Genomic DNA, 2962 nt, shown 5'->3' with positions numbered 1-2962 from the left:
ATTAACTGACCCAAATTCAATTCAACACAAATTTGGAGTAAAATTACAAGAATATATAATAAATGCCTTTCAAAACTTTGGTTGGAAGGTAAAAAATAAAAATATTAGAATATCAGAAATGTGGGCAATAATTAATGAAAGGGACGATTTTAATGTTTTACATACACACCCTAACAGCTATTTAAGTTCAGCCTATTATGTCAAAGCTAGAAAAAATTGTGGAAAGTTTGAAATTGAAAACCCAAACATTGCTAAAAGACATTTTTTCCCTGAGATTGCATCACAAAATGAATTAAATTTAGAGGTAGCATCTATTGATATAAATGAGGGAGATCTTCTTATATTTCCAAGTTATTTACCTCACAAAGTTGGAAAAAATGAGTCAGGTGAAGATCGTATTGTAATAAGTTTTAATGTAGATATTAAATAAAATTAGATTTCATTTTTTTCTTTTATAACTACCCTTACCCTTTTTGGGTTTTACTATTTTTGATCTATATTTTTTTGTAAATAAGTCTTTGGCCATTGGATTTTTCTTATTTGATCTGATAACCATTTTTTTTACTAATTATAAATTCATTATCATTAAAAGTGTTTAGAATTTTTTTTCTTAGTCTATAAATATGAGTCTCGACAGTATGAGTTTCTATATCAGATTGGTAGCTCCACACTTTTTCTTGTAATTCATCAATACTAACTGAATTAAGTGACTTAGATAAATAAATAATTGTATTAATTTCTTTTTCAGTAAGCTTAAGCTTTTTTCTATTTAATAATATTTCTCTAGAATTAAGATCAATCGTATAGTTGTTCACATTGATTTCAGACTGATTATTAAATTGTAGTTTTAAAAATTCTATGTTTATCTTTTCTACCAGCTTCAAAAATTTTATTGGCATATTACTTAGGACTAAAGTATTTCTAATGTTTGAATATTTTTTGTCTGATACAATCACATAATTATTAAGATTTTTAATTTTTTCATTTAAAGAACTTTCACTATCTACGAGGCTGATGCTGAAGTTAAAATTTGAACCAAGTTCTTCAAGAATATGAAATAATGAGGTAAACTTGTAAATTATTAAATTTTGCATTCTTAAAAAATAGAATATGACAATTTTAGTTAAAAATAAACATACACTTCAAATAGATGAATTTAAATTTAGGTGCTGTATTGGAAAAAATGGATCAACAAAAAATAAGAAAGAAGGAGATAAAAAAACCCCAAAGGGAACTTTCGAAATAGAAAATCTTTATTTTAGGGGGGATCGCAAACAAAAACCTGCTACTTCATTAAAATGTATTGAAATCAAAAAATATATGGGATGGTGTGACGATATTCATTTTCCGAAAAAATATAATAAACTTTTTAAGATAAAAAATAATATTAAACACGAAAAATTAAAAAGAAGAGATTATAAATATAATTTACTAATACCGATTAAATATAACTTTAAAAAACCAATTGTTGAAAAAGGAAGTTGTATTTTTATACATCTAACTAAAAATTATAGACCTACAGCTGGATGTATTGCATTGAAAGAAAAGGATTTTTTAATTATGCTTAAATTAATTAAAAAGAATTCAAAAATAAAAATTCTTTAAGATCTTTCTCCAAAAATACTAGATCCAATTCTAACATATGTTGACATATGCTTAACAGCCAAAATAAAATCCGAAGACATTCCCATGCTTAACTCGGAGAAACCAAAAATTTTGTTTAGTTTATTCATTTCTTTAAAGTAGACCTCTGGGTCAATATTAGCTGGAGGAATGCACATCAGGCCTATTACATCTAAACCCATCTCTTTACATGACGAAATTAAATGAACTAAATTATTCTTATTGATACCTGATTTTTGATTTTCGTCACCAATATTTACTTGTAAAAATAATTTAATTTTTTTATTTATTTTATTTTGTTCATCAAAAATTTTTTTTGCAAGTTTTTCACTATCTACTGAATGTATATAATCAAATATTTGAACAGCAAATTTTACTTTATTGGTTTGTAATTTACCGATCATATGTAATTTTACTCTTGGGTATTTTTTTTTTATTTCAGTCCACTTTTCAACAGCCTCCTGGACTTTATTTTCACCGTAATCAATATGACCTTGTTCTATAAGAGGTAAAATTTTATCAACTTTAAAAGTTTTTGAGACAGCTACAATTTTTGGAATATTATTTATATTTAATTTATTAAGTTGTATTTTAATATTATCCTGAATATTTAATAAATTTCTTATAGTATGATGCATATGTTATGAGAAAATATTACTTTATAAACAAATTGGAAACAAATAATATTAATAAACAAGATAGACAAACTGTTATTATTTACAGAAATTATTCTTCAAAAATTAAAAACGAAAAACTCATTTTAAAAATCAAAGGGTATTGCAAAAAGAGAAACATAAAATTTTATTTATCAAATGATATAAAACTTGCAATCAAACTTGATTTAGATGGGGTATATATTCCTTCTTTTAATAAAAAAAATGAACATTTGTCCTACTCCTATAAAAAAAATTTTAATATAATTGGGTCTGCACATAACCTTAAAGAAATAAGAATAAAAGAAAGACAGAAAGTGAATGAAATTTTCTTATCCTCTTTATTTAAGAAAAATAAAAATTTTTTAGGAATTAATAAATATAAAATACTTACAAGCTTAAGCAAAATTAATATGGTTGCTCTAGGAGGAATTTCTAAAAATAATTTAAAGAAACTTAATCTTTTAAAGCGACAAGATTTTGCTGGAATATCTTTTTTTGAATAAAAAAAAGGCCCCTAAAAAGGGGCCCTTTTATAATTTAATTTTTAAACTAAATTAGAACGCAAAAGCAAGGTTAACTGCGTAACCTTCTACATCGTTTGCCGCAGCAGTCGATCCACCTCTGTTTTCCTCTTCAGCAATTGCAACTGATAAAGTCATACCACCCATTGTGTAAGCGGCACT

5 protein-coding genes are annotated in these 2962 nt (G+C 25.1%); 3 read left to right on the top strand and 2 right to left on the bottom strand.

The window, feature by feature from the left end:
- On the top strand, positions 1–430 hold a 430-nt coding region (locus tag AMN83_RS01715), incomplete at its 5' end, for a TIGR02466 family protein (RefSeq protein ID WP_218960971.1).
- A gap of 106 nt (positions 431–536) precedes the next feature.
- Here AMN83_RS01715 and AMN83_RS01710 read toward each other — a convergent pair.
- A complete protein-coding gene (locus AMN83_RS01710) occupies positions 537–1094 on the bottom strand; it encodes a winged helix-turn-helix domain-containing protein (protein WP_075503865.1) in 558 nt (185 codons plus the stop codon).
- Between the two features lie 16 nt (positions 1095–1110).
- On the opposite strand from AMN83_RS01710, the gene AMN83_RS01705 reads away from it, so the two are divergent.
- Positions 1111–1605, top strand: a complete 495-nt coding sequence (locus tag AMN83_RS01705) for a L,D-transpeptidase family protein (RefSeq protein ID WP_075503863.1) — start codon at positions 1111–1113, stop codon at positions 1603–1605.
- On the opposite strand, the gene AMN83_RS01700 is transcribed toward AMN83_RS01705, so the two are convergent.
- Complete coding sequence (locus AMN83_RS01700) at positions 1602–2261, bottom strand: YggS family pyridoxal phosphate-dependent enzyme (RefSeq protein ID WP_075503861.1); 660 nt, start codon at positions 2259–2261, stop codon at positions 1602–1604. The genes AMN83_RS01705 and AMN83_RS01700 overlap by 4 nt on opposite strands.
- A gap of 5 nt (positions 2262–2266) precedes the next feature.
- Here AMN83_RS01700 and AMN83_RS01695 point away from each other — a divergent pair, with 5 nt between their 5' ends.
- Complete coding sequence (locus tag AMN83_RS01695; RefSeq protein WP_075503859.1) at positions 2267–2782, top strand: thiamine phosphate synthase; 516 nt, start codon at positions 2267–2269, stop codon at positions 2780–2782.
- The last annotated feature ends 180 nt before the right edge of the window (positions 2783–2962 follow it).

This window comes from Candidatus Pelagibacter communis (genome assembly GCF_001180025.1).
Taxonomy (GTDB): domain Bacteria; phylum Pseudomonadota; class Alphaproteobacteria; order Pelagibacterales; family Pelagibacteraceae; genus Pelagibacter; species Pelagibacter ubique_A.
Note: the sequence above shows the minus strand (reverse complement) of the source record. Positions and strands in the feature narration are given on the sequence as shown.

Bases quoted from the DNA above. Each gene is read 5' to 3' on its own strand.
- AMN83_RS01710 (WP_075503865.1), bottom strand. From the start codon at position 1,094: ATGCAAAATTTAATAATTTACAAGTTTACCTCATTATTTCATATTCTT.
- AMN83_RS01705 (WP_075503863.1), top strand. From the start codon at position 1,111: ATGACAATTTTAGTTAAAAATAAACATACACTTCAAATAGATGAATTT.
- AMN83_RS01700 (WP_075503861.1), bottom strand. From the start codon at position 2,261: ATGCATCATACTATAAGAAATTTATTAAATATTCAGGATAATATTAAA.
- AMN83_RS01695 (WP_075503859.1), top strand. From the start codon at position 2,267: ATGAGAAAATATTACTTTATAAACAAATTGGAAACAAATAATATTAAT.